Raw genomic sequence first — 22,960 nt, forward strand, 5'->3', positions numbered from 1 at the left:
CCTGGCCTATAAGATCTTCTTGAAGGTCCTGCTGATCCAGGAGCCCTGATTCTCGCTTGGTTCGAGACCGCCAGACCTTACTAGATTATAGGCGTCCTTGTACCAGCGGCTGTCAGGAAAATTATGCCCGAGCACGGCGGCTGCGGTCTGCGCCTCGCTCGGGATGCCGATCGCCATATAGGCCTCGGCCAGTCGCGCCAGGGCTTCCTCGACATGGCGCGTGGTCTGATACTGCGTGACCACGGTCTTGAAGCGGTTGATCGCGGCAGTGAAGTCGCGTCGCTCCATATAGTAGCGGCCGACATTCATCTCGCGGCCGGCGAGTTGGTCGCGCGCGCCTTCGAGCTTGGCCTTGGCGGAGGTCGCGTATTCCGAGGTCGGATATTTGCGAATCACCTCTTCCAGCGAAGCTATGGCCTTCTCGGTGCGGGTCTGGTCGCGGGTGATGTCCGGGATCTGATCGTAATGCGAGGCCGCGATCAGGTATTGCGCGTAGGCCGCGTCCGGACTGCCGGGATGCAAGGTGACGTAACGTGTCGCCGACCCGATGCAGGTATCGTAGTCGCCTTGCTGGTAGGAGGAATAGGCCGACATCAGGAGCGATTTGCGCGCCCAATCCGAATAGGGATGCTGACGGTCCACTTCCTCGAACTTCTTCGAGGCCGCACGAGGATCCTTGCGCTGGTTCATCAGGTACAAGCCCTCATTGTAGAGCTTGTCCGCGGGCTCCTCGTTAAAGGTGTCGTCCTTGGCCAGGAACTTGTCCCACAGCGGACCGGTGCCGCAGCCGCCCAACGGCAGCGCCAGCACGATCAGGCCCGCGGCCAGCCGCAACAATGACGCCCATCCGGCGCGACCGGCCAACGGGGTGCATGATTCGTGCGAGCTACGCGATAACGGCATGAATGTGAGAACCCGGCGCCTTGAAAGCAGTTGATGGCGATCTGGCCACGAACGAGGCCATGGACGGAAATTTTCCCCGTGCCTGTGCTGCCCCGTGCAACCGCAGGCCTGTCTAGCCGAAAAACGACCTTGGACCAATCGAATACGGAGCCATTCCGCCCGGATTAAGGCGATCCAGGGATCGTCGTTGTTGGCTGTGGTTACTACGGAACGCGTGGACGGACCGATTCAACCAAAACGCATCGCCCACTAGAGAATGCCAACGGAAAGCGCTTCTAGGAGACGTCCGGGCCGTAGGCCGGGGCGATCATGCCGCCGACGGTGGCACTCCCGACCTCGGCAACGGTGCGGGAACGGCGCGCGGTTTCCGATTCGACCACACGCCAGGCGCTGCGATCGGAAAGCAGCGCGGTCAGCGCTGCGTGGTTCAGCTTGTGGCCGCCGCGAACCGAGCGATAGGCCCCGAGGATCGGCAGTCCGGCCAGCGCGAGATCGCCGACCACGTCCAGCACCTTGTGGCGGACGCATTCATCGCGGAATCGCAGGCCTTCGGCATTGAGCAGGCGGGTCTCGTCGAATACCACCGAGTTCTCGAAGGAGGCGCCCAGCGCGAAACCTGCGCTCCACAGCCGCGCCACGTCGTTCATGCAACCGAAGGTGCGGGCACGGGAAATCTCGCGGCGGAAGTTCTCGGCGGAGAGATCGAAACAGTAGCTCTGGCGGCCGATCAAGGGATTGGAGAAGTCGATCTCGACTTCGGCGCGGAAGCCACCTGCAAAGGGACGGAACTCACCAAAGCAGTCGCCGATCGCGACCTGTACCGGCTTCAGCACCTGGAGAACCCGGCGGGCGGCGGATTGGGTGACGATGCCGGCCTGATCCACCGCAGCGACAAAGGCCGCAGCGCTGCCGTCCATGATCGGCACTTCCGGACCGTCGATTTCGATGGTGGCGTTGTCGACACCCATGCCGCGCAGCGCAGCGAGCACGTGTTCCGCGGTCGATACCAGCGGCCCCTCGCGATCGCCCAGAACGGTGGCGAACTCGGTGGCGATCACGGCCTCGGCGGTCGCCCGAACTTCGCGGTCGGCGCCGTCGAGGCCAGTCCGGATAAAAATGTAGCCGGCATCAACAGGCGCAGGTCCAATAGTAAGGCTGACCGGTTGGCCGGAGTGAACGCCGACGCCAGTCACGGTGGCTTGCGACCGAAGCGTTGTTTGACGGCTTAATTTCATCCGATATGCGCCCGCTACCCGACGTAACCTAGACGAGAGGGCCTTACTTCCCCAACCGACTCGCTTAGGCATCCCCAAAGTTGGACCGACCATAGTCACTGCCCGAAAGCGTACAACTCACGCTTCTTTACCGATTGTTACCCCATCTCCGCCGCAATCGCGCCAACGCTTAACCAAATTGCGAAGCGACGGGACACCCTCCCGGCGCCATGACCAAACCATGGAATACCCGATTAATCATTTAATTTCAGTTGCTTGTTGATCGGGCTGCGACTGCGATGACGGTTAAAGGAAAGAGCCCCGGCGGGTTCCGCCGAGGCTCTTTGGCTGGTCAGGATTGTAACAAATCTCAGTTAGCCTGGCGGCGCAGGAAGGCCGGGATATCAAGATGGTCGTCTCCCTGTGGCGTTGGCGCAACAGGTGCCGGGCGTCCATGGGCATCCAAACCTTGCGGCGCCGGACGCTTGGCGTACTCCGACACTGGCTCATGGGCTGCCATCTGCTGCGCCACGCTACGCTGCGGCTTGCGCTCCGGCAGCGGCGGCATGGCCGGACCGGAGGCACGGGCCGCGACCGGCGGCTCGCTCTCCTCGTCCCGGCGGCCGAGGCCGACATTGGCGAGTCGCTGCAGGAGCGACAGCCGGGTCTTCTGCGGATGTTCCTCCGCCGCCTCGCCGCGGGCCTGGCGAATCTCGGCCTGGGCCGGCATTGGCAGGTCCTCGAACTTCGGCATCCGCGGCGTGCGCACCGGCGGCCGCTCGGCGGTCGGCGGGATGTAGGTTTCCGGCGTCGCCGGCTCATGGACCTCGGCCCTGGTCGCTTCCGGATCGGGGAACAGGGTCGGTTTCTGCGCGATCGGGCGGACGGTGACATCGCCATAGGAGGCCGGCTGCATCGGCGCGGCCTGCTGTTCCGGCGAGACGGCGGCGGCGATGGCGGCGAGCGCGGCACGCTCGACGCTGCCCTGCTGGCGCAGCTGTGGCGGCGCGGCAGGCGCCGGCGCGGCGGGCGCAGCCATTGGAGCGCCGGCGCCGGCTTCCAGCTTGTGGGCGCGTTCGGCCAGGCGCTGGTTGTCAGCGCGCAGCCGCGCGGTCAGATCGGCGAGCCGGCTCTCGGGCGAACCATTGCCGGCCGGCGCAGCGGGAGCCGCGGCGGCGGCGTTGCGGGCGATCGCGGCCTGCTCGATGCCGGTCGCAACCACCGAGACGCGGATGATGCCGTCGAGCGTCTCGTCGAAGGTGGCGCCGACGATGATGTTGGCGTCGGGATCGACTTCCTCGCGGATGCGGGTGGCAGCCTCGTCGACTTCGAACAAGGTGAGATCCTTGCCGCCGGTGATCGAGATCAGCAGGCCCCTGGCACCCTTCATCGAGGAGTCGTCGATCAGCGGATTGGCGATCGCGGCCTCGGCGGCGGTGAGCGCGCGCTTCTCACCGGTCGCCTCGCCCGTGCCCATCATCGCCTTGCCCATCTCGCGCATCACGGCGCGAACATCGGCGAAGTCGAGGTTGATCAGGCCTTCCTTGACCATCAGGTCGGTGATGCAGGCAACACCCGAGTAGAGCACCTGGTCGGCCATCGCAAAAGCGTCGGCGAAGGTGGTCTTCTCGTTGGCGACCCGGAACAGGTTCTGGTTCGGGATGATCAGCAGCGTGTCGACCACCTTGTGCAGCTCGGCAATGCCGTTCTCGGCGGTGCGCATGCGGCGCTGGCCTTCGAAGTGGAACGGCTTGGTCACCACGCCGACGGTGAGGATGCCCATCTCGCGCGCGGTCTTGGCGATCACCGGAGCAGCGCCGGTGCCGGTGCCGCCGCCCATGCCGGCGGTGACGAACACCATGTTGGCGCCGGTGAGGTGGTCACGGAGCTCGTCGATGACCTCCTGCGCGGCGGCTGCGCCGACATCCGGCTGCGAACCGGCGCCGAGGCCCTGGGTCACCTGCGTGCCCATCTGGACGATGCGCTGCGCCTTCGACATGGTCAGCGCCTGCGCGTCCGTATTGGCGACGACGAAATCGACGCCCTGCAGCCCGGCGGTGATCATGTTGTTGACAGCATTGCCGCCAGCGCCACCGACGCCGAAGACGGTGATCCGCGGTTTCAGCTCGCTGATGTCAGGAGGGGTCAGATTGAGTGTCATGGTTGCCTCTCGATTACGCGCGCGCGTAGGTTGGCCCCGGCCAGCGGCCGCGGGAGCTGGTGAAAATCCTGTGGGCCTTAAGAGTGGTCATCAGAAGCCCTCGCGAAGCCATCGTCCGACCTTTCCGAAATAACCGTCAGTCCCTGTCTTGAGCTGCCGCGTGTGCCGCGGTTCGACATGTTCAAGGTGAGCGTATTGCGGATAGACCAGCAGCCCGGTGGGCACCGCGAACGACGGCCCCTTGGCCTCGTTGGGCAGACGGCCAAAGCCGAGAGGACGGCCGATCCGCACCGGCCGATTGAGAATGCGGGTGGCGAGTTCGACCATGCCGGTGAGCTGCGAGGCGCCACCGCTCAGCACGACCCGCGCCCTCGGCTCCGCCGCAAACGGGGAAGCCTTGAGCCGGTCCCGGACCATCTCAAAAATCTCCTCGGCTCGATGCCGGACGATGTTCGCAATCGTGGCGCGGGAGACGATCTGCGGCGTCTCGCGTTCGTCGCCGGCGGTCGGGACCGACATCAGCTCGCGCGCATCCGAGCCGCCGGTCAGCACGGTGCCGTAGAGAGTCTTGATTCGCTCGGCATCCGCAATGCACGCGCCGATGCCGCGCGCAAGATCCATCGTGATGTGTTGCCCGCCGAGCGCAAATCCCGACGCATGCACGAAGCGTCCACCTGAATAGGTCGCGATCGTGGTCGAGCCGGCGCCCATCTCGACCACGGCGGCGCCGAGATCGGCTTCGTCGTCGGTGAGCACCGAGAGGCCGGCGACATAGGGGCTCGCCGCCATCGCCTCGACATTGAGGTGGCAACGCTCAACGACCAGCATCAGGTTCTTGGCGACGGTGGCGTCGGCCGTGACGACGTTCATGTCGACACCGAACTGGCGCGCCACCATGCCACGGGGATCGCGGATGCCCTTGACGCCGTCGAGCGCGTAGCCGACCGGCAGCGCATGCAGCACCGTGCGCCCGTGGGCGGTCGCGTGGATCATCCCGGCCGTGGTGACGCGGCTGATATCGGCTTCCGTCACCGAGCCGCCGCGAATGTCGGCGGCAGCTTCGACGAGCTGGCCCGCGGGCCGGCCGCCGGCGACCGGCAGCAGCACGGATTCGACTCGGACCTTGGCCATACGCTCGGCCAGCGCCACCGCATGGCGCACCGCCTTTTCGCATTCGGCGAGATCGACCACCGCGCCGGCCTTCACGCCGCGCGACTGGATCTGGCTGTAGCCGATCAATTCCACCGCATGGGTGCGGCCGCGCAGGGCCTCGCTCGGCGGCGACGGCTTCAGCCGCGCGATCATGCAGGCGATCTTGCTGGTGCCGATATCGAGCGAAGCCACCAGCGCAGTGCGCTTGTGGGCCATCGGGCGCGTCTTCGGCGTCAGGTTGCGATCGAGGACGGTCATGCGTCACCGCCCTTCTTCTTGGACTTCTTGTCCTTGAACAGCTCTTCGCGCGCCTTTGCCGCGTCCTCGGACAGTTGCACCGTCAGCCGGTCAGGCAGGCGCATGTCGACGGCGACGATGTCGCGCGAGAACAGCCGGTCCTCCTTGTCGAGCTTGGAGAGCGCGGCGAGCGCATTGCCGACGTCGTTCTCGGGCAGGCGGATGTCGAGCCCATCCTTGAGCCGCAAATTCCAGCGCCGTTCGCCGACGAAGATCGCGGCCTTGGTCACCGAGCGCACCTGCGGATAGCGGTCGAGCAGCGCCAGGAAGTCCTTGGCCCTCGTCTCGGCCCCCTTGCCGACCACGAGCGGCAACGTGAGGAAGCGGCGCGACACGTAGGGCTCGAGCACTGCGCCATCCTCCGCGATCACGGACAGGCGCCCGTCCTGCTGCCACAGCGCGAAAGCCTTGCGCTCGACGATGTCGATCTGGAGCTGGCCCGGATAGAGCTTCAGGATCGTCGCTTCGGCGATCCAGGGGTTGGCCTTCAGCCGGTCGCGCACGGTCGCGGCATCCAGGAACAGCAGCGAGGACCGGCCGTTGACGCCGCCGATCCCGAGCACCTCGTCCTGGCTCAACTGCTTGCGGCCTTTGATGACCACGGTGGTGATTCGGAAGCCCGCCGAGTTGGCGAGCGCATTGCGCGCGTCCGAAAGGCCGGTAACGAATTCGTCGACATGGCCGCCCTTGACGATGCCGAGGCCGGCGCTGCCGAGCAGGATGAAGACGGTGGCGGCAAGACCGATGCGGCGCGGCAAATAGCGCTCGATCAGAAGAATGAAGCGGCTCGGCGGATCGCGATCGATCACCGGCGGGGCGCGGCGAGCGCGGCGGCGGGCAAAATACTCGCGCAGCAGCACCACCGCTCCAATAGCGGCTGCCCTCAGGTCAGCTTCGGGCCTCAGCGATCGCAGCGATCGAGTGAGGCGGCCTGCACCATCCATTGCACGAGCTCGTCAATCTTGTGCCCGCAACACGTTTGCGGATCCTTGGCGCATACGACGTCTCGGTGATGCCGGCCTGGGTGTCGAAGCCAGTAAGAAAGGCCCCCTGTCCCTCGTTCCGCGTGTCGAAGTGAAAGTTCCCGCGACAGCTCACGCCCGGCAGCCAAGCGCCACATGCGCCGCCGGCGTTAACCTTCGGACTTCCTGGTAAACAAAAGGTAAAAATGGTTAACGCAGCGCACGTTTTGATGAGCAAAGTGCGTAGTTTGCCGTGCAAACCTTAGGATTTTAGCAATCCCGGGGTTCCCGATTCGGGATGGAACCCATTTAGGTCCGCTGGAACTATTTGTGGGCGCGTCGCTTCGCCAATTCGATCTGCTCGTGCAGGAAATCGACGAATTCGATGCCCTGCGCCTTGAGCGCCTTCGGATAGAGCGAGGCCTTGGTCAGCCCCGGCAGCGTATTGGTCTCCAGATAGATCGGCCCCCTGGCGGAGACGATGAAGTCGGTGCGGGAATAGCCGGTGCAGGACAACGCCCGGTGGGCGCGGAGCGCGAGGTCCATGATCGCGGCACTGATGTCCGCTGAGAAGCGCCCGGGGCAGATCTCCTGCGTCGATTTGAGCAGGTATTTTGCGGTGTAGTCGAACGCGCCCTCCGCCGGCACGATCTCGATCGGCGGCAGCGAGACAATTGCGCCGTCGGACCGCTCCAGCACGCCACACGTTGCCTCCACGCCTGCAACGAACGGCTCGATCAGATATTCCTCCGTCGCGGCGGCGCTGCGGACGGCGACGATGTCCTGCTTCGCATTGACGAAGATCAGGCCGTAGCTCGATCCGTCGCGCGCCGGCTTGGCGATCAGCCTGCCGTATTCGGCGAAGGCAGCGTCGATATCGTCGATAGCGATGCCGCTCGGCGCCGGCACGCCGGCGATCGTCGCGAATCGCTTCGCCGCGACCTTGTCGAACGCGAGATGCGAGGAGGCCGAGCCCGAACCGGTGAAGGGGATGCCGCGCATCTCGCACATCGCCTGCAATTCGCCGTTCTCCGCGCTCCCACCGTGGAGGCCAAGCACCAGCACGCGATCCTCGCGGGCGGCCTGGTCGAGCGCCTGCGCGAGCGGGATGCCGCGCGTGCCGGGCCTGAACTCGTCCTGGAACGGCCTCGTATGTTCGAGAAGCTGCTCGGACTGCACGACATGGACATTGTCAGCCACGTCCCAGAACCAGAGATCAGCCTCCGGCAGCGCTTGGTGCAGCGCCTGCGCGCTCGCCACCGACACGAGACGTTCCTTGTTGTTGCCGCCGAAGAGAATGGTTGTTCGCATCGCTGTTGCCCGCCGCTTCTTGTCATTCCGGGCCGCGCGCAGCGCGAACCCGGAACGACTAGGGAATCCCGATCCGCTTGATTTCCCAGTGTAACTCGATTCCCGACGTCTCTTTCACCCGCTGCCGCACGGTTTCGCCGAGCGTCTCGATATCGTGTCCGGTGGCATCGCCGGTGTTGATCAGGAAATTGCAGTGCATCTCCGAGACCTGGGCGCCGCCGACGCGCAAACCGCGGCAGCCGGCGGCATCGATCAATTTCCAGGCGCTGCTGCCCGGCGGGTTCTTGAACGTCGAGCCGCCGGTCTTCTCGCGAATCGGCTGTGCGGTCTCGCGGTGGGCCTGCACCTCGTTCATGCGCGCGCGGATCGCCTCGGCCGCGGTGATCTTGCCGCGAAAACGCGCGGAGGTGAAGATGATCGAGGGATCGACGCCGCTGCTCCGATAGACGAAGTTCATGTCGGCATTGGTGAATACGTGTTTGGCGCCGTCGCGGCCGATGCCGGTGGCATCCAGCAGCACGTCCTTGGTCTCGCCGCCATTGGCGCCCGCATTCATGCGCAGCGCGCCGCCGACGGTGCCGGGGATGCCGAAGAAGAACTCCATGCCGCCGATATTTGCCGTAGCCGCGGTCTCGGCCACGCGCTTGTCGAGCGCGGCGGCGCCGGCGCTGACGAGGTCGCCTTCGGCCCTGGTCTCGCCGAATGCACGCGGCGCAAGGCGAATCACGACACCCGGCATGCCGCCGTCGCGCACGATCAGGTTCGAGCCGACGCCGACGACATAGACCGGCAAATCCTTCGGCAAGCGCGCCAGGAAATAAGCGAGATCGTCCTCATCCGCCGGCGTGAACAGCACCTGCGCCGGTCCGCCGACGCGAAACCAGGTCAATTCCGCCAGCGACTGGTTCCCGAGCAGCCGCCCACGCAATTGCGGCATCGCGGCTTTCAGCTCCAGCGTGATGTCGGGGAAGCCGGCCACGCTAGTCCAACGCCTTCAATTCGCCGGGCAGCGCGTAAGCCCATTGCGTGATGTTGCCGGCGCCGAGGCACACAACCAGATCGCCGGGCTTGGCAAGGCCGCGAACGATCTTCGCAAGCTCGCCGGCATTCGGCAGCGGGATCACATCGCGGTGGCCGTGCGCGCGCAGGCCGAGCACGAAGTGATCGCGGTCGATGCCCGGGATCGGCGCCTCGCCTGCCGGATAGACCTCGGCAACGACGACCGCGTCGGCATCGTTGAAGCATGTGCAGAACTCCTCGAACAGCGACTGCAGGCGGGTGAAACGATGCGGCTGCACCACGGCGATGATCCTGCCGCTGTAGGACTCGCGCGCGGCCTTCAAGACCGCGGCGATCTCGACGGGATGGTGGCCGTAATCGTCGATCACGGTGACGCCGTTCCACTCTCCGGTCCTGGTGAAGCGCCGCTTCACACCGCCAAAGCCTGCGATCGCCTTGCGGATCGCTTCGTCGGAAATGCCGAGCTCATGCGCAACCGCGATCGCCGCGGTGGCGTTCAACGCGTTGTGGCGGCCCGGCATCGGCAGCACGATGTCAGATATCTCGTGCGTTACGTTAGTCTTGCGGTTGCGGAAGGCGACCTTGAACTTCGAGCCGCCGGGAATCGGCTGCAGGTCGACCAGCCGCGCATCGGCCTGCGGATTTTCGCCATAGGTGATGATGCGGCGGTCCTCGATGCGGCCGACGATCGTCTGCACCACGGGATGGTCGATGCACATCACGGCGAAGCCATAGAACGGCACGTTCTCGACGAAGGCGCGGAACGCATCCTGCACGGCTTCGAAGGTCTTGAAGTGGTCGAGGTGCTCGGGGTCGACATTGGTGACGATGGCGACGTCAGTCGGCAGCTTGAGGAACGTGCCGTCGCTTTCGTCGGCCTCCACCACCATCCAGTCGCCGGCGCCCAGCCGTGCGTTGGTGCCGTAGGCATTGATGATGCCGCCATTGATCACGGTCGGATCGAAATCGCCGGCATCGAGCAAAGCTGCGACCATCGAGGTGGTCGTGGTCTTGCCATGGGTGCCGGCGATCGCAACGCAGCTCTTCAGCCGCATCAATTCGGCGAGCATCTCGGCACGGCGCACCACCGGAATGCGGTGCGCGCGCGCCGCCATCAGCTCCGGATTGTCGCGCTTGATCGCGGTCGAGACCACGACGACGTCGGCGCCATTGATGTTCTCGGCCTTGTGGCCGACCGAAACCTTGACTCCCTTGTCGCGCAGCCGCGCGACATTGCCGCTCTCGGACGCGTCAGAGCCCTGCACGGTGTAGCCGAGATTGCTGAGCACCTCGGCGATGCCGCTCATGCCGATGCCGCCGATCCCGATGAAGTGGATAGGTCCGATCTCGCGCGGCAGTCTCATGGGACAATCCTTCGATATTCTGCGCAGCCCGAGAGATTCAAATCGGCTCTGCAGGTTACTGGATGCCCCGCTTTCGCGGGGCATGACAAGGGCAATTTCTGCAGAATCGCCTAAATTCCAGCCACTTTCACCACCAGATCAGCGAGTCGCTCGGCGGCATCGAGCCGGCCGACGCCGTGCGCGGCTGCCGCCATCGCCGTCAATTTCTCAGGCTCGGCCGCGAAAGCGGAGATTTCGGCCGCCAGCCGATCCGGGGTGAATTCCGCCTGCGCAATCCGCAACGCGCCGCCGGCCTGCGAGAGCACGCCGGCATTGGCGAACTGGTCCTGATCGATCGCGCCTGGCAGCGGCACCAGGATCGAGGGCCGGCCGATCGCGGCGAGCTCGGCGACGGTGCCGGCGCCGGAGCGGGAGATCACGAGATGGCTGGCGGCGAGTCTTGCCGGCAAGTCGGTGAAGAACGGCGCGAGCTCGACATTGATCTTGAGCCGGTCGTAGACCGCGCGCACCCGCGCCATGTCCTCCTCCCGCACCTGCTGGGTGAGGATCAGGCGGCTCCACAGCGCCGGCTCGAGCTTTTCGATCGCGCCGGGCACGATATCGCTCATCACCCGCGCGCCCTGGCTGCCGCCGACCACGAGCAGATGCAGCGGCCCGTTCGGATCGGGCGCGGCAAACGGCACCGCGGCAGCCGTGAGGATCGCCGGCCGCATCGGCGTGCCGACGGTGGTGGTCTTGCCGGCCAGCGCCGGATCGCGATCGAGCACGCCGGGCAGCGAGGTCGCGATCGCATTGACGCGGCTGGAGAGGAAACGATTGGCGCGGCCAAGCACCGCGTTGGCGTCATGGATGATGCCGGGTACGCCAAGCAGGCGTGCGGCGAGCAGCGGCGGCACCGTGGGATAGCCGCCGAAGCCGACCACTGCGGCCGGCTTCAGCCGGCGCACCAGGTTGACGGCAACCACGATACCGTAGCCGAGCGTGATCGCGCTGCGGGCGAGCGAGATCGGATTGCGTCCGCGCACCGTCTCGCTCGGCACCACGTCGATATTTTCCTTGGAGAACAGTCCGCTATAGCGCAGCGCGCGCGCGTCGGTCGCGAGCCGCACACGCAGGCCGCGCTTGTTCAGTTCCACGCCGAGCGCTTCGGCGGGAAACAAATGGCCGCCGGTGCCGCCGGCCGCAAGCAGGATGAGGGGTGCGTTCTCCATGATGAGCCTTCTACAGGCATCTGCTCGTCATTGCGAGCGAAGCAAAGCAATCCATGCGTCCGCGCGCTCGGATGGATGGATTGCTTCGCTTCGCGCCTCGCAATGACAACGGAATGAGCTACGCATAGCTCGGCGCTGCACTGGCCGCGTTGGTCGATTCGATCTCGGTGCGCGGGCGCTGCCGGGTCAGCGCCAGCATCATGCCGACGCCGTAGGCGAGCGAGACGATCGACGAGCCGCCATAGGAGATGAACGGCAGCGTCATACCCTTGGCCGGGATCAATTGCAGATTGACCGCCATGTTGATCGCGGCCTGCACGCCGAACAGGATCGCAAGCCCCGACGCCGCAAAGCGCGCGAACATGTCCTCGGTCGCATAGGCGCGCGAAAGCGTGCGGATCACGACGAAGGCGAACAGCGCCAGCAGCGCAAGGCAGAGGATGATGCCGAACTCTTCCGCGGCGACCGCAAAGACGAAGTCGGTGTGGCTGTCCGGCAGGCTGCGCTTTGCAATGCCCTCGCCCGGCCCGAGCCCGAACCAGCCGCCGTTCCAGAATGCCTCCATCGCCATGTCGACCTGGAAGGTGTCGCCCGAGGCCGGATTCATGAAGCGCTTGATGCGGCCGGCGACGTGCGGGACGAACAGATAGGCGCTGAACAGGCCGAGGCCCGCGGCGCCCGCAAGTCCCGCGACCCAGATCATCCGCATTCCTGCGATGAAGAACAGGGCGCCCCACACCATCAGGATCAGCATGGTCTGGCCGAAATCGGGCTCCATCACCAGCAGCGCGACCAGCGTCAACAGCAGCGCCAGCGCCATCGAGGTCGCCGGCATCTCGGGGCGCCTGGTCGATTCCGCAAACAGCCAGGCCGCGAGGATGACGAAGGCCGGCTTTGCCGATTCGGAGGCCTGGATGTTGACGCCGACCAGCGTGATCCAGCGCCGCGAGCCCTTCACCTCCGGGCCGATCAGCAGCGTCATCACGATCAGCGCGACGCTGACGAAAAACACCACCAGCGCGGCGCGCCGGATCTGGCGCGGCGACAGGAAGGAGACCGTGATCAGCACGATGAAGGACGGCAGCAGGAACAGCACGTGCCGGCTGAAGAAATGGAAGGGGTCGAGCCCGATCCGGGTCGCGACCGGCGGGCTCGCCGCCAGCGACAGGATGACACCGCCGAACATCAGCGCGATGATCGCAGCCAGCAGCGGCTTGTCGATGGTCCACCACCAGTCGGAGAATGGGGTGCGTTGATCACGGGCAAGCATGGGCGTCCCCAGATGGCAGAGGTAACTACCATTGGTGGACGAGGATGGTTTCCGAAGGGTTAATGGATTGCGGAAGTTTTGAAGCGTCACACCACTGGCTTGACGCCGGGCAGCGCTGTCACGAGGTCGCGGAAGGCGGCGCCGCGGATTTCGAAATTGCGGTACTGGTCGAACGAGGCGCAGGCAGGCGACAGCAGCACGACAGCATCCGCAAGCCCGGAGGCTTCCGCGTCACGCGCTGCGTTGGCGACTGCCACATCCAGTGTCTGCGAGATCTCGTGCGGCACGGCGTCGCCGAGCGTGCCGGCAAATTCCTGCGCCGCCTCGCCGATCAGATAGGCTTTGCGGATGCGCGGGAAATAGCCGGTCAGGCTGGTGATGCCGCCGGCCTTCGGCTTGCCGCCGGCAATCCAGAAGATATCGGAGAAGGAGGACAGCGCATGCGCCGCCGCATCCGCATTGGTGCCCTTGGAGTCGTTGACGAACAGCACGTTGCCGCGGCGGCCGACCTGCTCCATGCGGTGCGCGAGGCCGGGGAAGCTGCGCAGGCCGTTCTGCAGCACATCCGTCGGGATGCCCATCGCCAGCGTGCAGGCCGCAGCGCATGCTGCGTTCTGCGCATTGTGCAGGCCGCGCAGCGAGCCGATGCCGCCCAGCCGCGCGACCTCGCTGCGCGCAGCGCCAGACGCAAGCACGATGGTCTCATGTTCGACATAGATGCCGTCGGGCAGCGGGTTCCTCACGGACACCCGCACCACGCGCTTGCCTGACCGATCGAGGCGATCGGCGATGTTGCGGCAGAAGATGTCGTCGACGCCGACGATCGAGGTGCCGCCCGGCTGCACGCCCGCCACCAGCCGTTCCTTCACCGCGGCATAATTCTCCAGCGTGCCATGGCGATCGATGTGGTCCTCGCTGACATTGAGCAGGATGCCGACGGACGGATCGAGCGAGGGCGTGAGGTCGATCTGGTAGGACGACATCTCGATCACATGCACGCGCCCCATCCGCGGCGGCTCCAGCGACAGGATCGCAGTGCCGATATTGCCGCCCATCTGGGTGTCGTAGCCGGCGACCTTCATCAGATGCGCGATCAGCGCTGTCGTGGTCGACTTGCCGTTGGTGCCGGTGATGGCGACGAACGGCGCTTGCGGCGCGTGACGCCGTCGCTCGCGGCAGAACAGTTCGACGTCACCGATCACCTCGACGCCGGCCTGGCGTGCCAACAGCACGCTCCAATGCGGCGCCGGATGAGTCAGCGGCGCGCCGGGGGTCAGGATCAGCGCGGCGAAATTCGCCCATGAGACCGAGCGCAGATCGGCGGTGACGAAGCCGGCCTGCGCGGCCTTGGTGACGTTGTCGGAATTGTCGTCGGCAGCGATTACCTCCGCCCCGCCCGCCTTCAGCGCCTGGCAGCTCGCAAGCCCCGAACCGCCGAGCCCGAACACGGCGACCGTCTTGCCCGCGAAAGAAGTGACTGGGATCATCGCAGCTTCAGCGTGGAAAGGCCGGCGAGAGCCAGCATCACGGAGATGATCCAGAAGCGGATCACGATCTGCGGCTCGGTCCAGCCTTTCTGCTCGAAATGGTGGTGCAGCGGCGCCATCCGGAACACGCGCTTTCCGGTGAGCTTGAAGGAAGCCACCTGCACGATCACCGAAACCGCCTCCAGCACGAACAGACCACCGATCACCGCCAGCACGATCTCATGCTTCACCGCGACCGCAGTTGCCCCCAGCATGCCGCCGAGGGCGAGCGAGCCGGTGTCGCCCATGAAGATCGAGGCCGGCGGCGCGTTGAACCACAAGAATCCAAGTCCCGCTCCCAGCACGGCGCCGCAGAGCACCGCGAGCTCGCCGGTGCCGGCGACGTAGTTGATCTGCAGATAGTCGGAGAACACCGCGTTGCCGGTGAGATAGGAGATCATGCCGAAGCTGGCGGCCGCGATCATCACCGGAACAATGGCGAGACCGTCGAGGCCGTCGGTCAGGTTCACCGCGTTGCCCGCGCCGACCATGACGAAGGCGCCGAAGATCACGAAGAACCAGCCGAAATTGAACACCATGTCCTTGAAGAAGGGAATCGCAAGCGAGGTCGAAGACACGTCGCGGCCGAGCCGCACCAGCGCGTAGCAGGCGGCGAGCGCGATGATCGCCTCGATCGCAAGCCGCAGCTTGCCGGCAAAGCCGCTGTGGCTCTGCTTGGTGACCTTCAGATAATCGTCATAGAAGCCGACGAAGCCGAAACCCAGCGTCACCGCCAGCACGATCCAGACATAGGGATTGATCGGGTTGGCCCAGAGCAGCGTCGCCACCACCACGCCGGACAGGATCATCAGGCCGCCCATGGTCGGCGTGCCCTTCTTGGTGATCAGGTGCGATTGCGGGCCGTCGGTGCGGATCGGCTGGCCCTTGCCCTGGCGCAGCCGCAAATGATCGATGATCCAGGGCCCGAACAGGAACACGAACAGCGCGCCCGTCACCATCGCCCCGCCGGTGCGGAAGGTGATGTAGCGGAACACGTTGAGCGCTCCCCGGAACACCCCGAAGCCGGGCACCGTGTTGGAAAGGTCGATCAGCCAATAAAACATTAATATATGCCTATACCGCTTCTTCGTGCGCGGCTTTGCCGGGAAAGCGCTTTTCCAGCGCGTTGACGATCCGCTTCATCTTCGAACCCAGCGATCCCTTGACCATGACAGCGTCGCCGGGGCGGATGGCCGCGACCGCCTGGCTCTCCAGACTCGCCGAACTATCGGCATAGCCCCCCCGCCTTCCCGTGGAAAGAGCGTCCCAGAGGTTGCGCATCAGCGGACCACAACAATAAACGAGGTCGATATTGTTGGCGTTGACGACCTCGGCCAGGCCACGATGCAGCGCAGCGCCGGTCGGCCCGAGTTCGAGCATGTCGCCGAGCACGGCGATGCGGCGGCCGTGTGGGCCGAGCTGGGCCTGCCCGAGCACGTTCAGCGCCGCCGCCATCGACGCCGGATTGGCATTGTAGCTCTCATCGATCAGCGTCGCCTCGCCGGCGCCGACGTCGAGCATGCGCCGCGCACCGCGGCCCGCCGGCGGCTCGAGCTGCGACAGCGACAATGCCGCGCGCGCAAGGTCCGCGCCGATCAGCGACGCGCCGGCGAGCACGGCGAGCGAGTTCATCGCCATATGGCGGCCGGGCATGCTGATCTTGTAGGTGACGTCGTGGCCGAGGATGCTGGCATGCACGGCGGAGCATGTCGCGTGCAGCGAGACATCGAGCAGCCGCGCGTCGGATTGCGCGTCAGTGCCGAAGGAAACGATGCGTGAAATGCCGAGTTCCTTTGCACGCGCTTGAAGCCTTGCGAATTGGGCATTGTCGCGGTTGAGCACGACCGCTCCATCGGGCTCGAGACCCAGAAAGATCTCCGCCTTGGCATCCGCGATCTCTTCGATGCCGGAGAAGAATTCCAGATGCACCGGCTCGACGGTGGTGATCACGGCAACATGCGGCCGCACCATCTTCACCAGTGGCGTGATCTCGCCGACATGGTTCATGCCGATCTCGAACACCGCGAAGCGCGCCGCTGCCGGACAGCGCGCCAGCGACAGCGGCACGCCCCAATGATTGTTGAAGGAAGCAACGGAGGCATGCGTCTCGCCTTGCGCCGAAAGCACGTGCCGGAGCGCTTCCTTGGTCGAGGTCTTGCCGACCGAGCCGGTGACCGCGATGATCCTGGCCTTGAGCCGCGCGCGCGAAGCGTGGGCAAGATCGACGAGGCCGCCGAGCACATCGTCGACAATCAACAGCGGTGCATCGGCGGGGAACTTTTCGCGCTGCGCGCTTTCGACCACCGCGAGCGCAGCGCCCGCCTTCAACGCGGCCTCGACAAAGCTGTGGCCGTCATGCACATCGCCCTTGATGGCGAAATAGGCCTCGCCCGGCCGAAGCGTGCGGCTGTCGATGGAAAGACCGGTGACGCCGGAGGGCAAACGCCCCTGGGTTTCGGCGCGCATCGCGTCCGCCATTGCCGCCGATGTCCAGAGTGGCGTGCTCATGCGACCCTCGCTTCCAGCGCCGCGGCCACGGCCTCATGATCGCTGAACGGCAGCGTCTTGTCGCCGATAATCTGTCCGACTTCATGCCCCTTGCCGGCGATCAAAAGCACATCGCCCGGCTGCAATGCGGCGATGCCGGCCCTGATCGCTTCCGCGCGATCGCCGATTTCGCGGGCGCCCTTCGCCGCGGCGAGGATGGCAGCACGGATCGCCGCCGGATTCTCGCTGCGCGGATTGTCGTCGGTGACGATGACGCTGTCCGCATTGTCAGCGGCAATCGCGCCCATCAGTGGACGCTTGCCCGCATCGCGATCACCGCCGGCGCCGATGACGACGATCAACTTGCGCTTGGCATAGGGCCGCAGCGCCTGCAGCGCCTTGGCGAGCGCGTCCGGCTTATGCGCGTAGTCGACGAAAATCGGTGCGCCGTTGCGCTCGCCGACGCGTTCGAGCCTGCCCTTGGCACCCTCGAGATGTTCGAGGCTTGCGAAGACGGCATCGGCGTCGCTGCCGGTGCCGATCGCGAGGCCGGCGGCCACCAACGCATTCTCGATCTGAAATTCACCGACCAGCGGCAAATGGATGGCGCGCTTCCGGCCATGGTGCTCGACGGTCAGCTTCTGCGCAAAACCATCGATCGAAGCGTCGACCAGGCGAATGCCATCCTCGCCATCGGCGTTGCGGCCAACCGTGATGATCCTGAGCTTGCGTTTACGCGCCGCATCGATCACCTCAGGCGAACAATCATGATCGGCCGAAATCACGGCCGCGCCGCCATCCATCACGAGATCGCGGAACAGCCGCAGTTTCGCGTTCAGATAGTGCGCCACGTCGGGGTGATAATCCATGTGGTCGCGCGACAGGTTGGTGAAGCCGCCGGCGGCGACGCGCACGCCGTCAAGGCGGTACTGGTCGAGCCCGTGTGAGGACGCTTCGAATGCGAGATGCGTGACGCCATCGCGCGCGATCTCGTCGAGCTGGCGATGCAGCTCGATCGGATCAGGCGTGGTCAGCGAGCCATAGACCGTACGCTTCGGCGACACCAGGCCGATGGTGCCGATGCTCGCGGCATCGTGCCCCAGTCGCTGCCAGATCTGGCGCGTGAAGGCCGCCACCGATGTCTTGCCACTGGTGCCGGTCACCGCCGCAATCGTCTCGGGTTGGCGCGGGAAAAATTTCGCCGCAGCCAGCGCCAAAGCGCGGCGCGGATTGGGTGTCACGACGAAAGGCACGCGCAGACCGACTTGCGGCTGATGCTCGCCCGCAACCGCGACCGCGCCCGCGGCAATCGCGGCATCGACGAAGCGCGCCCCGTCGGTCTTGTAGCCCGCGAGCGCGAAGAACACATCGCCCGGCTTCACCGTGCGGCTATCAGCCGTCACCCCTCCGATCTCGACGGCTTCCGCCTGCGGATCGATCGTGGCATCAGCGCTGAAAAGGTCGCGAAGTCTCATGATCTTCCAGTCCGGCCGGCTGCTCAGACGTGACGGCACCCGTCGTAGCGTCGCCCCGCTTTCCGTTTGAGCATGATCCCCGTGGAAACCCCGCATCCGCGCTTCCGGATCATGCCCTGCCCCACGCCTTACTGGGTTGTCCTCGATGCCGCAAGAATAAGGCGGTCGGACGGCGGCAGGTCAAATCGCGGCTCGAGCCCCAAAAGCGGCGCAATACGGGCGATGACCTTGCCGCCGGTCGGGACCGCGTTCCAGCCCGAGGTGATGAAACCATGGGTCTCCGGCAGCGCCTTCGGCTCGTCCAGCATCACCAGCAGCTGGTACTTCGGATTATCGGCCGGCAGGATGGCGGTGAAGGAGTTCAGCACCTGCTTCTTGGAATAGCGGCCGCCCACCACCTTTTCCGCGGTGCCGGTCTTGCCGCCGATATAATAACCCTTGACGTCGGCCGACTTGGCGGTCCCGATCTCGGCATTAAGGCGCATCAGATAACGGATCTTGTCCGACGTCTCGGGCTTGATCACCCGCTTGGCCGTCGCCTTCGCGTCTTCCTCCGAGCGCTTCAGGAAGGTCGGCGGAATCAGATAGCCGCCATTGACCATCGCATTGATGCCCATCACCGCCTGCAGCGGTGCAACTGCGATGCCATGGCCGAAAGAGATCGTGATCGTGTTCAATTCGCCCCAGCGCTTCGGCACGATCGGCGATGCGCTCTCCGGCAGTTCGGTCCGGAGCCGGTCGAGCTGGCCGACCTTCTTCAGGAACGCCTTGTGCGCCTCGACTCCTTGCGCAAGCGCTATGCGCGCCGCGCCAACGTTGGAGGAGAAGGTGAACACTTCCGAGAGCGAGATCGCCCGGCCCAGCGGATGGGTGTCGTGGATCGCGAACTTGCCGTAGTGCAGCGCGCCGCGCGCGTCATACATGGTGTGGAGCGTCGCCTTGCCCGAATCCAGCGCCATCGCCAGCGTCAGCGTCTTGAAGGTCGAGCCCATCTCGAACACGCCCGTGGTCAGGCGGTTGATGCGATCGGGATCGTGCGCTTCCTTCGGGTTGTTCGGATCGAAATCGGGCAGCGACACCAGCGCGACGATCTCGCCGGTCCGGACATTGGAGACGAGGCCCGAGGCCGCCTTTGCCTTGTACTTCTCCTTGGCCTTCAGGAGCTCGTCGCGCAGTGCGTGCTCGACGCGCAGATCGATCGACAGTTCCACCGGCTTCTGCAAGCGGTCGGTGGCAAAGCCCGCGCGATGCAGATCAGCCAGACCGTTATTGTCCAGCCACTTCTCCATGCCGGCGATGCCCTGGTTGTCGATGTTCACGAGACCGATCAGGTGGGCAACGGTAGAGCCGGTCGGATAAATGCGCCTGTTCTCGCGCAGGAAGCCGATGCCGGGAACGCCGAGGCGGTGGATATCCTGCTGCTGCTGCGGCGTGATCTCGCGCTTCAGCCAGACGAAACCTTTTCGCGAGGACAGGCGGTCGCGCACTTCGACGGTGTCGAGGTCGGGCAGCGTCGCTGTCAGAAGTTCGATCGCCTCGTCCTTGTCGATGATGCGGCGCGGCTCGCCGAACAGGCTCGGCGCCTTGACGTCGGTCGCGAGGACTGCGCCATTGCGGTCGATGATATCAGGACGCGCGGTCGCGATCGCATCCTGCGCGGCAGTGCGGCGCGCGCCATGGCTGTCGGCGCCGATCGCGAACAACACCAGCCGCCCGGCAATGATGGCGTAGACCGCCGCAAAAGCGACGATCGCGAGGCCGACACGGGCGCGCGCCTTCGCGCTGCGGTCGACATTCCGCCCGTAGAGCAGGCCCCGGATCAGCCGCTGCCGCCACGGCTCGGCCGGCTTTGTGCTTGGCGCGCGGTCGGTCATTGCTGATCTCCCTGCTGCGCGGGCTCTCGTACCGATCCGGTCACGCCCTCCTGGTCGGCGGCAGCCTCGATGGTGTTGATCATCGCGCCAATCGGATCGGGCGAGCCCGGTCGTGCGAAGTTCGGCGGTCGTTCGGGCAGATTCTTCAACGAGTCATATTGATTGGCGCTGAGCGGCTTCAACGCGAGATGGCGCTCGGCGAGGCCCTGCAGCCTCATCGGCGAGTCGAGCTTGGCCCATTCGGCGCGCAGGCCCGCGATCGCGTCACGCTGCTCGCGAATTTCGGCGTTCAGCCGCAGCACACGTTCGGTACGGGACGTCGATTCCATCTTGATGCGGTAGACATAGGCTGCACAAACCACGAGGAAGCCGATCACGAGGAAGTGGAGGATGCGCATGCGCTAGCCTCCCCTCATCACGCGTTCGAGCGTCGGCCATGACGGCGGCGCACTCTCGGCATGCGCCGATGCTTCCGTGCGCTCGGCGGCGCGCAATTTGGCCGACCGCGCCCGAGGATTGGCCGCGATCTCGTCCTCGGACGGCGTCAGCGGACGTTTTGTCAGAATCTTGAAGCTCGGCGCCAGCTGCGCCACTTCGGGCAGATGCCGCGAGCCGCTGGAAACCTTGCCGCGCTCAGCCAGGAAATTCTTGACGATGCGGTCTTCCAGCGAATGGAACGACACCACCGCCAGCCGCCCGCCCGGCTTCAGCACGTGCTCAGCGGCGGTAAGCGCGCGCTGCAATTCGTCGAGCTCTTCGTTGACGAAGATGCGCAGCGCCTGGAACGTCCGCGTCGCCGGATGGATCTCGTTCGGCTTGGAACGGACGACCCTGGCGACGATGTCGGCGAGCGCTTGCGTCGTGGTGATCGGCGCTTCCTTGCGCGCGGCAACGATGGCGCGCGCCACCCCGCGCGAGTGCCGCTCCTCGCCGAAGAGATAGATGATGTCGGCAAGATCGCGCTCGGATGCGGTCGCGATCACGTCCGCCGCGGTCGGCCCCGCATGCCCCATCCGCATGTCGAGCGGACCCGACAGGCGGAACGAGAAGCCGCGCGCGGCCTGGTCGAGCTGCATCGAGGAGACGCCGATGTCCATCACCACGCCGTCGACGGCGTTGAGGCCCTGGGCAGCGCAGATGTCGGCGAGATTGGAGAAGCGGTCCTCGACCAGCGTCAGCCGGCCATCGGCCCGATCGACCAGATCGAAACCGCCTGTGATCGCCGACCGGTCGCGGTCGATGCCGATGACGCGGGTTCCAGGCACGGCGAGGATCAGGCGGCTATAGCCGCCGGCGCCGAAGGTGGCGTCGACATAGATGCCGCCGTCACGCGGATCGAGCATCTCGACCGCCTCGCGGCCAAGCACGGAAATGTGTGGCGCAACCGGCGTCATGCGTCGGCTCCGGAGATTGTCCGGCGTGTAGGGTCGAAACTGGACACGGACCAGCCCATGGCGCCTCGAATGGTTGCGCGTCGCGCCGCGGTTCCAACTGAGCAACCGCGGCACAAAGCACACGCCGGTTCCCATATCAGGCCGCAAATCCTGATTTCCGACCGGAGTTTGCTGGGCTGCCATGGGATTTCGCGCGCAAGCGGGCCTCGGCCGTCCCTCAAATACCGGTTCGGCTATTCACCACTTAGTAACGGCACTTAGCGTTAAGAAAGCGTTGCCGAATCCGACACGGTTTCTTTTGCTTTTTAACCACACATGGAACCGGCTGCTGCGCACCGTCCACAGGCAGGTCTAAAATCCGCGAGATGTGCGCGTCATGTGATTGCACCCATGGCAGGGTAAAGGAATAGTAAATTCGAGGCTGTCCGGATATCGCAGGGCTGCCGTACCGCTGCCGGGTTTGAGATTTTGGATGCCGTCTGGTTCGTTCACGTCAGCTGATTCGAAGCGTCAACGCGCCCTTCCGGTTCCCAGGGCCCTAGCCGACATGAAGACCTTTACTCCAGATTCCTCCATCGTCTCCGATGTCATCCCGTCGGTGAATTTCGGCGAACGCGCCAACAACCGGCAGCCCGACATGATCGTGCTGCACTACACCGGCATGCCGGACGTCGAAGGCGCCATCGCGCAGCTCTGCACCGCCGGCACCGAGGTCTCCGCACATTATATTGTGCTTGAGGATGGCCGCATCGTGCAATGCGTGCCGGAGAGCAAGCGCGCCTGGCACGCCGGCGTGTCCTGCTGGGCCGGCGAAGAGGACATCAATTCCTGCTCGATCGGTATCGAGATCATCAACCGCGGCCATGACTGGGGCTATCCGGATTATCCGCTGCGCCAGATCGCAGCAGTGATCGCGCTGTGCCGCGGCATCATGCTTCGTCGCAACGTGCCTTCGTATCGCGTGCTCGCTCATTCCGACGTCGCGCCGGCGCGCAAGAAGGATCCCGGCGAAAAGTTCCCGTGGCATTCGCTCGCCAATTCCGGTGTCGGGCACTGGGTTCAGCCTGCGCCGATCGTGCGTGGGGAGACGCTCCAGCTGGGCGCGATCAACGACAACGTCACCAACATGCAGAAGGCGTTCGCCCGCTACGGCTACAACATCCCGACCAACGGCAAGTTCGACGGCCCCACCATGGAAGTCGTCACCGCCTTCCAGCGCCATTTCCGCCAGGCGCGCGTCGACGGCATCGTCGATCGCTCAACCATGGCCACCTTGCACGCGCTGCTGGAGAGCCTGCCGCCGGAAGCCGCAACAGAGGTTGCGGCGAAGTAGGCCTCC

At 65.3% G+C, this 22,960-nt stretch carries 18 protein-coding genes; 1 reads left to right on the forward strand and 17 read right to left on the reverse strand.

Annotation, left to right across the window (positions count from 1 at the left end):
- Positions 1-6 precede the first annotated feature (6 nt).
- The 17 genes from K288_RS0102670 to rsmH form a co-directional block, all read right to left on the reverse strand.
- A complete protein-coding gene (locus K288_RS0102670) occupies positions 7-837 on the reverse strand; it encodes an outer membrane protein assembly factor BamD (RefSeq protein ID WP_244443041.1) in 831 nt (276 codons plus the stop codon).
- 341 nt (positions 838-1,178) lie between these two features.
- A complete protein-coding gene (gene lpxC / locus K288_RS0102675) occupies positions 1,179-2,138 on the reverse strand; it encodes a UDP-3-O-acyl-N-acetylglucosamine deacetylase (RefSeq protein ID WP_027578192.1) in 960 nt (319 codons plus the stop codon).
- 349 nt (positions 2,139-2,487) lie between these two features.
- Complete coding sequence (gene ftsZ / locus K288_RS0102680) at positions 2,488-4,278, reverse strand: cell division protein FtsZ (protein ID WP_027578193.1); 1,791 nt, start codon at positions 4,276-4,278, stop codon at positions 2,488-2,490.
- Positions 4,279-4,368: 90 nt separating this feature from the next.
- Positions 4,369-5,688: a cell division protein FtsA gene (gene ftsA, locus K288_RS0102685; RefSeq protein ID WP_027578194.1), complete on the reverse strand. Its 1,320-nt coding sequence runs from the start codon at positions 5,686-5,688 to the stop codon at positions 4,369-4,371.
- Positions 5,685-6,671 carry a cell division protein FtsQ/DivIB gene (locus K288_RS0102690; protein WP_027578195.1) on the reverse strand — a complete coding sequence of 329 codons (987 nt, stop codon included), beginning with the start codon at positions 6,669-6,671 and terminating at the stop codon, positions 5,685-5,687. Before K288_RS0102690 ends, ftsA begins: the two co-directional genes overlap by 4 nt.
- A gap of 342 nt (positions 6,672-7,013) precedes the next feature.
- Positions 7,014-8,000 (reverse strand): D-alanine--D-alanine ligase, encoded by a 987-nt coding sequence (locus K288_RS0102695; protein ID WP_027578196.1) that lies wholly within the window; start codon positions 7,998-8,000, stop codon positions 7,014-7,016.
- Between the two features lie 58 nt (positions 8,001-8,058).
- Positions 8,059-8,937: a UDP-N-acetylmuramate dehydrogenase gene (gene murB, locus K288_RS0102700; protein ID WP_051334316.1), complete on the reverse strand. Its 879-nt coding sequence runs from the start codon at positions 8,935-8,937 to the stop codon at positions 8,059-8,061.
- A 43-nt stretch (positions 8,938-8,980) separates the two neighbouring features.
- A complete protein-coding gene (gene murC, locus K288_RS0102705) occupies positions 8,981-10,384 on the reverse strand; it encodes a UDP-N-acetylmuramate--L-alanine ligase (protein ID WP_027578198.1) in 1,404 nt (467 codons plus the stop codon).
- 110 nt (positions 10,385-10,494) lie between these two features.
- On the reverse strand, positions 10,495-11,598 hold the full coding sequence (gene murG / locus K288_RS0102710; RefSeq protein WP_201449637.1) for an undecaprenyldiphospho-muramoylpentapeptide beta-N-acetylglucosaminyltransferase: 1,104 nt from the start codon (positions 11,596-11,598) through the stop codon (positions 10,495-10,497).
- A gap of 115 nt (positions 11,599-11,713) precedes the next feature.
- Positions 11,714-12,865, reverse strand: coding sequence for a putative lipid II flippase FtsW (ftsW, locus tag K288_RS0102715; protein WP_027578200.1), 1,152 nt, complete (start codon positions 12,863-12,865; stop codon positions 11,714-11,716).
- Between the two features lie 86 nt (positions 12,866-12,951).
- A complete protein-coding gene (murD, locus tag K288_RS0102720; RefSeq protein ID WP_027578201.1) occupies positions 12,952-14,352 on the reverse strand; it encodes a UDP-N-acetylmuramoyl-L-alanine--D-glutamate ligase in 1,401 nt (466 codons plus the stop codon).
- Entirely contained in the window at positions 14,349-15,455 is a 1,107-nt protein-coding gene (mraY, locus tag K288_RS0102725; RefSeq protein ID WP_027578202.1) for a phospho-N-acetylmuramoyl-pentapeptide-transferase, read from the reverse strand. Before mraY ends, murD begins: the two co-directional genes overlap by 4 nt.
- 10 nt (positions 15,456-15,465) lie before the next feature.
- Positions 15,466-16,899 (reverse strand): UDP-N-acetylmuramoylalanyl-D-glutamyl-2,6-diaminopimelate--D-alanyl-D-alanine ligase, encoded by a 1,434-nt coding sequence (locus K288_RS0102730; RefSeq protein WP_027578203.1) that lies wholly within the window; start codon positions 16,897-16,899, stop codon positions 15,466-15,468.
- A complete protein-coding gene (locus K288_RS0102735) occupies positions 16,896-18,353 on the reverse strand; it encodes a UDP-N-acetylmuramoyl-L-alanyl-D-glutamate--2,6-diaminopimelate ligase (RefSeq protein ID WP_027578204.1) in 1,458 nt (485 codons plus the stop codon). The genes K288_RS0102730 and K288_RS0102735 overlap by 4 nt, the downstream gene beginning before the upstream one ends.
- A 128-nt stretch (positions 18,354-18,481) precedes the next feature.
- A complete protein-coding gene (locus K288_RS0102740; RefSeq protein WP_027578205.1) occupies positions 18,482-20,227 on the reverse strand; it encodes a penicillin-binding protein 2 in 1,746 nt (581 codons plus the stop codon).
- A complete protein-coding gene (locus K288_RS0102745; protein WP_027578206.1) occupies positions 20,224-20,625 on the reverse strand; it encodes a hypothetical protein in 402 nt (133 codons plus the stop codon). The genes K288_RS0102740 and K288_RS0102745 overlap by 4 nt, the downstream gene beginning before the upstream one ends.
- Before the next feature lie 3 nt (positions 20,626-20,628).
- On the reverse strand, positions 20,629-21,621 hold the full coding sequence (gene rsmH / locus K288_RS0102750) for a 16S rRNA (cytosine(1402)-N(4))-methyltransferase RsmH (protein ID WP_244443042.1): 993 nt from the start codon (positions 21,619-21,621) through the stop codon (positions 20,629-20,631).
- 472 nt (positions 21,622-22,093) lie between these two features.
- Between rsmH and K288_RS0102755 the strand changes: the two genes are divergently transcribed.
- Positions 22,094-22,954, forward strand: a complete 861-nt coding sequence (locus K288_RS0102755) for an N-acetylmuramoyl-L-alanine amidase (protein ID WP_027578208.1) — start codon at positions 22,094-22,096, stop codon at positions 22,952-22,954.
- The last annotated feature ends 6 nt before the right edge of the window (positions 22,955-22,960 follow it).

The sequence above is a fragment of the Bradyrhizobium sp. Ai1a-2 genome (assembly GCF_000426245.1).
Taxonomy (GTDB): Bacteria; Pseudomonadota; Alphaproteobacteria; order Rhizobiales; family Xanthobacteraceae; genus Bradyrhizobium.

What these genes read in the sequence shown, in the direction of transcription:
- lpxC (WP_027578192.1), bottom strand. Translation starts at nt 2,138, where the DNA reads ATGAAATTAAGCCGTCAAACAACGCTTCGGTCGCAAGCCACCGTGACT.
- ftsZ (WP_027578193.1), bottom strand. Translation starts at nt 4,278, where the DNA reads ATGACACTCAATCTGACCCCTCCTGACATCAGCGAGCTGAAACCGCGG.
- ftsA (WP_027578194.1), bottom strand. Translation starts at nt 5,688, where the DNA reads ATGACCGTCCTCGATCGCAACCTGACGCCGAAGACGCGCCCGATGGCC.
- K288_RS0102690 (WP_027578195.1), bottom strand. Translation starts at nt 6,671, where the DNA reads ATGGATGGTGCAGGCCGCCTCACTCGATCGCTGCGATCGCTGAGGCCC.
- K288_RS0102695 (WP_027578196.1), bottom strand. Translation starts at nt 8,000, where the DNA reads ATGCGAACAACCATTCTCTTCGGCGGCAACAACAAGGAACGTCTCGTG.
- murB (WP_051334316.1), bottom strand. Translation starts at nt 8,937, where the DNA reads ATGCCGCAATTGCGTGGGCGGCTGCTCGGGAACCAGTCGCTGGCGGAA.
- murC (WP_027578198.1), bottom strand. Translation starts at nt 10,384, where the DNA reads ATGAGACTGCCGCGCGAGATCGGACCTATCCACTTCATCGGGATCGGC.
- ftsW (WP_027578200.1), bottom strand. Translation starts at nt 12,865, where the DNA reads ATGCTTGCCCGTGATCAACGCACCCCATTCTCCGACTGGTGGTGGACC.
- murD (WP_027578201.1), bottom strand. Translation starts at nt 14,352, where the DNA reads ATGATCCCAGTCACTTCTTTCGCGGGCAAGACGGTCGCCGTGTTCGGG.
- mraY (WP_027578202.1), bottom strand. Translation starts at nt 15,455, where the DNA reads ATGTTTTATTGGCTGATCGACCTTTCCAACACGGTGCCCGGCTTCGGG.
- K288_RS0102730 (WP_027578203.1), bottom strand. Translation starts at nt 16,899, where the DNA reads ATGAGCACGCCACTCTGGACATCGGCGGCAATGGCGGACGCGATGCGC.
- K288_RS0102735 (WP_027578204.1), bottom strand. Translation starts at nt 18,353, where the DNA reads ATGAGACTTCGCGACCTTTTCAGCGCTGATGCCACGATCGATCCGCAG.
- K288_RS0102740 (WP_027578205.1), bottom strand. Translation starts at nt 20,227, where the DNA reads ATGACCGACCGCGCGCCAAGCACAAAGCCGGCCGAGCCGTGGCGGCAG.
- K288_RS0102745 (WP_027578206.1), bottom strand. Translation starts at nt 20,625, where the DNA reads ATGCGCATCCTCCACTTCCTCGTGATCGGCTTCCTCGTGGTTTGTGCA.
- rsmH (WP_244443042.1), bottom strand. Translation starts at nt 21,621, where the DNA reads ATGACGCCGGTTGCGCCACACATTTCCGTGCTTGGCCGCGAGGCGGTC.
- K288_RS0102755 (WP_027578208.1), top strand. Translation starts at nt 22,094, where the DNA reads ATGCCGTCTGGTTCGTTCACGTCAGCTGATTCGAAGCGTCAACGCGCC.